Origin of the sequence: Aeromonas sp. R5-1 (genome assembly GCF_040908265.1) — a bacterium.
GTDB classification, from domain to species: Bacteria; Pseudomonadota; Gammaproteobacteria; order Enterobacterales; family Aeromonadaceae; genus Aeromonas; species Aeromonas caviae.
The window spans coordinates 22,177-28,214 of sequence record NZ_JBFODJ010000091.1 but is presented as its reverse complement, the minus strand read 5'-3'; the positions used below and the strand labels follow the sequence as shown (position 1 = coordinate 28,214).

Sequence of the window (6,038 nt, the reverse complement as noted above, 5' to 3'; positions counted from 1 at the left end):
ATTGCTTGATTCAAATTGTTAAAGAGCGACGCAGCTTTTGGCTGCTGCGGGAGTGGCATTCTACTCAACCGCCTTCTCGAGTCAAGCCTTATTTTACGAGGCTTTTTCGAGGCACCGACTGGCTTGTTTGCGTTGCCGCTCGCCCTGTCGATGGAGGCGCATTATAGAGACATAGATCACATTAGCAAGCTCTCATCGCAATAAAATTGCAAAAAAATGCCAATTCTTAGTTATTCATATCAAGACACAGTTTTTATACAGACTTACCCACAGGGCAAGCCCCGGAAGGGCTCATTCTGCCCCCTATTACCTCCCGTTCCTCTCTGACCGTCTCCTCTTCGAAGGGTTGCTGACCATATCAATCCGTATATAAAGGAAGAGAATCGCAAAGTGACGCTCAGACCAGTCCTGCCTCAGCAACCCAGGCAGCGATCAGCTCGGCTGCCGCCATGGAGCGGCAACCCGATATATTCTGCCCGGCCCAGAGTGGCGAGAAACCGCGGTCACCCGCCTTTTCGGCTGCGGCACGCAACGGAGCCAATGCGCCGCTGGCATACGGGAAGTCTGGCGGCAGCACCGAAAGGGGGCCGAGTTCCCGCATCAAGCGGTTGACTATCCCCCGCGCCGGACGGCCGCTGAACAGATTGGTCAGTGCGGTGTGTTGGCCATGCCCCCCCTGCAGCACCGCACGGTGCAGGGGCGAGGTCGTCGCCTCGTGGCAACAGAGGAACGCCGTTCCCACCTGGACTGCGCTGGCCCCCAGTGCCAAGGCAGCCTTGATCCCCTTGCCGTCGACTATGCCCCCGGCGGCGATGACCGGGATCGCTACTGCCGCCACTACCTGTGGCAGAAGGGTAAAGGTGCCCTGCTGCAAGCTGAGATCCTCACTCAGGAAGTGACCGCGATGGCCACCCGCCTCCAGCCCCTGGGCGATGACGGCATCGGCTCCGTGGTCAGCAAGCCACTGCGCTTCTGCCACCGTGGTGGCGCTGGCAAACACTTTTGCGCCTGTGGCTTTTACCTGGGCAAGCAATTCGGGCTCGGGCAAGCCGAAGTGGAAACTGACTACGGCAGGTCTGAACTCTGCAAGCAGGGCCGAATGCTCGTCATTGAAGGGGGCCCGAGAGGGGGCTCGCGACGGCGCCGCGGCATCCACCCCGAACTCGGTGTAATAGGGTGACAGTACCTGGCGCCAGCGCTGCTCCGCAGCCGGTTCCGGCTCGTGCTGCCGATGGCAAAAGAAGTTGATGTTGTATGGGCCCGGCCCGCTGGCGGCGAGGCGGCTCAGCTCCTGGCGCAGCTCGGCACCACTCAGCATGGCGGCAGGCAGGGAGCCCAGTGCCCCCGCACTGGTCGCCGCCATCGCCAGGGCGCTGTTCTGCACGCCCGCCATGGGGGCCTGAATGACGGGATAGCGCATCCCCAGTTCGGCAAAGAGCGTCATATGACGGTTTCCTGTTTCTGATGGTCAGTCTGATTGTGCGCCAGAGGCGGGTTGAGTCGGCAGAGCGCACCTGACGTGCTGACACGTCGTCTGGCGATATCGCCTGTCCAGTTCCCGGCCAGACATCCTGTCTTCGCTTTCATCCATCAGGCCCCTTGAGGTTCATTGCACATCGGGCCCGCGAAGGGCCCGAACGTGAGGTGTCAGCGCACGCTGCGCAGCAGGAAGTCCGGCTGGCCACAGGAGCGTCGCTCCCGCTTCTGCATCTCGTCGGAGCAGGGGACGGCATCCGTTCCCTGCTTGTTGATGCAGATGTAGATCTCCCGCAGGAAGCGGCCCCCATCAGCGCAGGCCACCGTGATGTTATCGGGGGCCAGCCACTCGTTGGCGCTCGCCAGATCGGCCTTGAGCTGGAAGCTGTTTTTTCTCAGCGGCTCTTCCGGCGATTGATAGGCGGCCGGGATCTTCACCTTCTGGCGCAGATCGCTGGCCAATTGGTGAAATGCCTCCTGGCTCAGCCCGGAACAGGTGCCGTGCTTCTCCCATTCATGACGATAGAGGAAGCGGCTGGGGTAGAGCCCGGCAAACTGCTGCTCCATGTCCGCATCCAGCCGCTCGCGGGTGCAGCTGGCGGGGTAGCCGCGCTGATACTGGGGCCAGAGCCCATGCAGCACGAACCCCAGCTTGCGGGCGCACTGCTCCCGATCCCCTGGCTTGATGGCGCAATGCTCGGGCGACCAGGAGAGAGCCATGGCGTAATAGTCAAACTCCCCCGCATAGCCTTTGCCCTGGGCGGCGGAGATCCACAACAGCGACCCCACCAGCCATACCATGACCTGCTTCATCCCTCGTTCCCCCTCATCTCTTTGCACCCGGTGGCGCCCCATTTTACGCCCTCATGCTCCCATAACAGGGAGTCAAAGAACAATCGCTCGAAATGGCCTTACTCACTGTGGGTCAGACCAGTAAAAGGTTTCCCCTGCCGGATCAGAGGCGTAAGCTGGCTCTCCGGCGGGCCTTCATGACGCGCCACGTTTCCCCGATTTCATCAGCAACAGGACGTAACATGATCCGCAAGAATCCCTCAGGTCACCTGCCCGTTATCGACGAATCCGCCTATATCGACAAGACCGCCATCATCTGTGGCAAGGTGATCATCAAGGAGAACGTGTTTGTCGGCCCCTATGCCGTGATCCGCGCAGACGAAGTGGACGAGAGCGGTGACATGGAACCCATCGTCATCGGCGCCAACTCCAACATTCAGGATGGCGTCGTCATCCACTCCAAATCCGGCGCTGCCGTCACCATCGGCGAGTTCAGCTCCATCGCCCACCGCAGCATCGTCCACGGCCCCTGCGAAGTGGGTAACCGGGTCTTCATCGGCTTCAACAGCGTGCTGTTCAACTGCCACATCGGCGAAGGGTCCGTGGTGCGCCACAACTCCGTGGTCGATGGCTGCGATATTCCCCCCGGCTTCTATGTCCCCTCCACCACCCGCATCAACCAGCAGAGCGATCTGGCGCAGATCCCGCGCGTCACCGTGGACGCCACCGAGTTCTCCGAGGATGTGGCTCACACCAACATCGACCTGGTCAGGGGTTACAAGGCGCTCTCCAACGAGTTTTGATCCGGCGAGCGGTTCACGACACACAACGGGCGCCACGGCGCCCGTTGTCACAACTGTAAAGAGGGCGAAAAGAGGGTGTAAAGGTGGTTGAGCCGGGCGCACGCGTCGCGTTTGATGGGGGCGTTCCCATCAATGGAGTCATCATCATGTCACGCTATCCTGTCGCCCTTGCCCTGCTGCTGGGCACCACGCTCCTTCATGCCGGCGAGATGCCGCCCCCGATAGGCGCCCGCCAGGGAGGCCCCATGACACCGCCCCCCTCCGTGCTCTATCACGCCAGCAAGCAGGGTGCGGATCCCCAGGCCCTGGTCCAGGCGCTGTCCAAAAACATTGATGCCGCCAAGCCGGATACCCGCTACGAGGTCACGGTCAGCGTGCGCGAACTGCCGCCCCAGCCACTCAAACCCCAGCCCGCCGGTGCGCCGCTCAAGGGGCAGTGAGATGAGTCTGCACCGCCCTTCACTCTGGCTGCTTGCCATGGCCATCGCCCTGCCCGCCATGGCGGGCCCGGGCAACATGGGCAGACCGGGCGGATGGGAGAGCCCTGCCCCGCAGTACGGCCATGGGGCTGGCCCCGGCTTCGGCCACCGCGTCGACAGGCTGCCGGGAGGGGTGGAAACCCTGCTGCTGGCCGGGCTCACCTACTATGTGCTCGACGGCATCTTCTACCGTCGGCAGGAGAACCACTATGTGGTGGTCTCCCCGCCTCCTCAGGTCCTGGTGGTGGCAGAGACAGGGCTCATCCCCCTGGATCTGGATGGCCGCCGCTATTACGTCAGGGAGGGTCACTACTACCTGCGAGAAATAGACGGGCGCTACACCGAGGTGCCGCCGCCAGCGGCGCTGCGCTGAATCGCACGGTGGAACAGATACGAGCAGGGGGCCTTGGCCCCCTCTTTCATTACCGGGGTTTTACCCCACTCGGGTCTGAGCCGCGTACCTCAGGACGGGTCATGCAGGGGCAGCGTCATGGTCACTCTCAGCCCCCCCTGTGCGCGATTGCGCGCCAGGATGGTACCGCCCTGCAGAATCACCGCCTTGCGGGCGATGGCGAGCCCGAGCCCGTAGCCCTTGCCCATGCGGGGTGAGCCGATGCGCACGAAGGGATCGAAGATCCCCGCCAGCTTCCCCTCCTCCACCCCGGGCCCCCGATCGGCGATGGAGAGCTGCACCTCCTGGCCCAGGCGCAGCACGCGAACATTCACCATCTGGCCCGACTGCGAGAAACGCAGTGCGTTGCGCACCACGTTATCCACGGCGCGGCGCACCAGCTCGGCATGCCCCAGCAGGAGACAACCCTCCCCCAGCGCCGCCTCGAGCGCTATCTCGACTCCGGATTGCTGGGCTTCGAACCTGGCATCCTGGACAACCGTCTCCACCAGCGCCAGCAGGTCGTAGTGGCTCTGCTCAAGCCCGTGGCCCTGCTCGGCACGGGAGAGGGTCAGCAGCTCCCCTATCATCCTGTCCATCCGCTCCGTCTCGAGCCGGATCCGCGCCAGGGCGTCGCTCGCCTTCTCCGGGCGCTGCTCCGCCAGGCCGATGGCCATCTGGATGCGGGCCAGGGGGGATCGCAGCTCGTGGGAGACGTCGTGAAGCAGTTGCTCGCGCCCCTCGACCAGTTGCTGCAACCGCTCCACCATGAGATCGAACTCCTTCGCCACCTCCGTCAGCTCGTCCCGGCGCCAGCGCAGAGCGGGCCAGAGTCTGACCCCCAGATCCCCTCTGGCTACCCGATCGAAGCTGCGCCGCAGGGCGTTCATGGGCCGGGTCAGGTGCCAGGCGAACAGAATGCTGAACAAGAGTCCCCCCAGGCCGCCAATCCAGAGCATGGGCGGGGGAATGTTGAGCCAGGAGAGGGGACCGGGAGCAGGCCCGCCGGGGAGAACGCGCGGGTCCGCTCTGGTCTGCAGCAGATAGGTCTGCCCGTCGCTGGCAATCACGGTGCGTGTCAGCACGCTGCCCGGGCCAGATTCCCCGGAGGCTGGCAGCCTGGATGCCCGGGGCGCTGGCCGGGAAGGCGCATCGGAGACATCGAGGAGTGTTATCTGCAGCAACGGCGGCGACATGGCCTGGCTCAATGCCGTCGCAGCCTCGATTCCCCCCTTTGCCAGCACGGCTGCCGCCATCTCCAGATGCTGGCTCGCCAACTGCTGGGCCAGGTGCTCTTCCGGGGGAGCACGCTCGGCACGAAAACCGAGCCAGAGCAGTTGGCTGACCAGCACGATGGCCAGCCAGAACCCCAGCAGAATCTTCCAGAACAAACGTCCCTTGAGGATCACCGTATCTTGTACCCTATGCTGCGCACCGTCTCTATGGTGACGGCCTCCCCCGCTTTTTGCTGCAGTTTCTGCCTCAGGTTGCAGATGTGCACATCGACGCTGCGATCATAGGCCTCCCGCGGGCGCCCTACCCCTTGCAGGGAGAGGGTGTCCTTGGTGACCACCTGCTCCGGTGCTCGCACCAGCAACACCAGCATGTTGAACTCGGTGGCGGTCAGCTCCAGCGGCTCCCCCTGCCAGAGGCAGACCCGGTTGGCCGGGGTGACCGTCAGCTCCCCCAGGATGAGGGCATCCGGCGAGGGGGTTGCGCTCCCCCCCTCGTTGACCCGCCGCAGAACGGCCCGCAGCCGGGCCACCAGCTCCCTGGGGTAGCAGGGTTTGGGCACATAGTCATCGGCCCCCATCTCCAGTCCCACCACTCGATCCACGTTGTCCCCCTTGGCGGTCAGCATGATGATCGGCAGGCGGCTGCGCTGGCGCACCTGGCGCAGCACCTCGGTGCCGCTCAAGTCGGGCAGCATCACATCCAGCAGCAGGGCGCTGTAACGGCCGGAGAGGGCATGGTGCACACCTTCCCCTCCGGTCAGCACCTGGGTGGTATCAAACCCCTCTCCCCCCAGGTATTCACTCAACATGGCGCCCAGTTCGGCATCATCATCCACCAGCAGGATCTTCATATGCGGTCTCC

General features: G+C 63.7%; 7 protein-coding genes. 3 read left to right on the top strand and 4 right to left on the bottom strand.

From position 1 onward, the window contains the following. Positions 1-397 precede the first annotated feature (397 nt). Both AB5Y64_RS12360 and AB5Y64_RS12355 read right to left on the bottom strand, forming a co-directional pair. A complete protein-coding gene (locus tag AB5Y64_RS12360) occupies positions 398-1,444 on the bottom strand; it encodes an NAD(P)H-dependent flavin oxidoreductase (protein ID WP_368203908.1) in 1,047 nt (348 codons plus the stop codon). A 203-nt stretch (positions 1,445-1,647) separates the two neighbouring features. Beyond that, on the bottom strand, positions 1,648-2,289 hold the full coding sequence (locus AB5Y64_RS12355; RefSeq protein ID WP_104455314.1) for a ribonuclease: 642 nt from the start codon (positions 2,287-2,289) through the stop codon (positions 1,648-1,650). Positions 2,290-2,510: 221 nt separating this feature from the next. On the opposite strand from AB5Y64_RS12355, the gene AB5Y64_RS12350 reads away from it, so the two are divergent. The 3 genes from AB5Y64_RS12350 to AB5Y64_RS12340 all read left to right on the top strand — a co-directional run bounded on the left by AB5Y64_RS12350 (position 2,511) and on the right by AB5Y64_RS12340 (position 3,923). Then, positions 2,511-3,071 carry a carbonate dehydratase gene (locus AB5Y64_RS12350; RefSeq protein WP_010672952.1) on the top strand — a complete coding sequence of 187 codons (561 nt, stop codon included), beginning with the start codon at positions 2,511-2,513 and terminating at the stop codon, positions 3,069-3,071. A 146-nt stretch (positions 3,072-3,217) separates the two neighbouring features. Next, complete coding sequence (locus AB5Y64_RS12345) at positions 3,218-3,511, top strand: hypothetical protein (protein ID WP_103859030.1); 294 nt, start codon at positions 3,218-3,220, stop codon at positions 3,509-3,511. A 1-nt stretch (position 3,512) separates the two neighbouring features. Then, positions 3,513-3,923, top strand: coding sequence for a DUF6515 family protein (locus AB5Y64_RS12340; RefSeq protein WP_010672950.1), 411 nt, complete (start codon positions 3,513-3,515; stop codon positions 3,921-3,923). Positions 3,924-4,012: 89 nt separating this feature from the next. Here the strand turns inward: AB5Y64_RS12340 and AB5Y64_RS12335 are convergent, their stop codons facing one another. Further along, entirely contained in the window at positions 4,013-5,332 is a 1,320-nt protein-coding gene (locus tag AB5Y64_RS12335; RefSeq protein ID WP_234823648.1) for an ATP-binding protein, read from the bottom strand. Between the two features lie 14 nt (positions 5,333-5,346). Beyond that, positions 5,347-6,027, bottom strand: a complete 681-nt coding sequence (locus AB5Y64_RS12330) for a response regulator transcription factor (protein WP_113978812.1) — start codon at positions 6,025-6,027, stop codon at positions 5,347-5,349. Between the last annotated feature and the right edge of the window lie 11 nt (positions 6,028-6,038).

Excerpts from the sequence above, each read along its gene's own strand:
- AB5Y64_RS12360 (WP_368203908.1), bottom strand. The coding sequence starts at position 1,444 with ATGACGCTCTTTGCCGAACTGGGGATGCGCTATCCCGTCATTCAGGCC.
- AB5Y64_RS12355 (WP_104455314.1), bottom strand. The coding sequence starts at position 2,289 with ATGAAGCAGGTCATGGTATGGCTGGTGGGGTCGCTGTTGTGGATCTCC.
- AB5Y64_RS12350 (WP_010672952.1), top strand. The coding sequence starts at position 2,511 with ATGATCCGCAAGAATCCCTCAGGTCACCTGCCCGTTATCGACGAATCC.
- AB5Y64_RS12345 (WP_103859030.1), top strand. The coding sequence starts at position 3,218 with ATGTCACGCTATCCTGTCGCCCTTGCCCTGCTGCTGGGCACCACGCTC.
- AB5Y64_RS12340 (WP_010672950.1), top strand. The coding sequence starts at position 3,513 with ATGAGTCTGCACCGCCCTTCACTCTGGCTGCTTGCCATGGCCATCGCC.
- AB5Y64_RS12330 (WP_113978812.1), bottom strand. The coding sequence starts at position 6,027 with ATGAAGATCCTGCTGGTGGATGATGATGCCGAACTGGGCGCCATGTTG.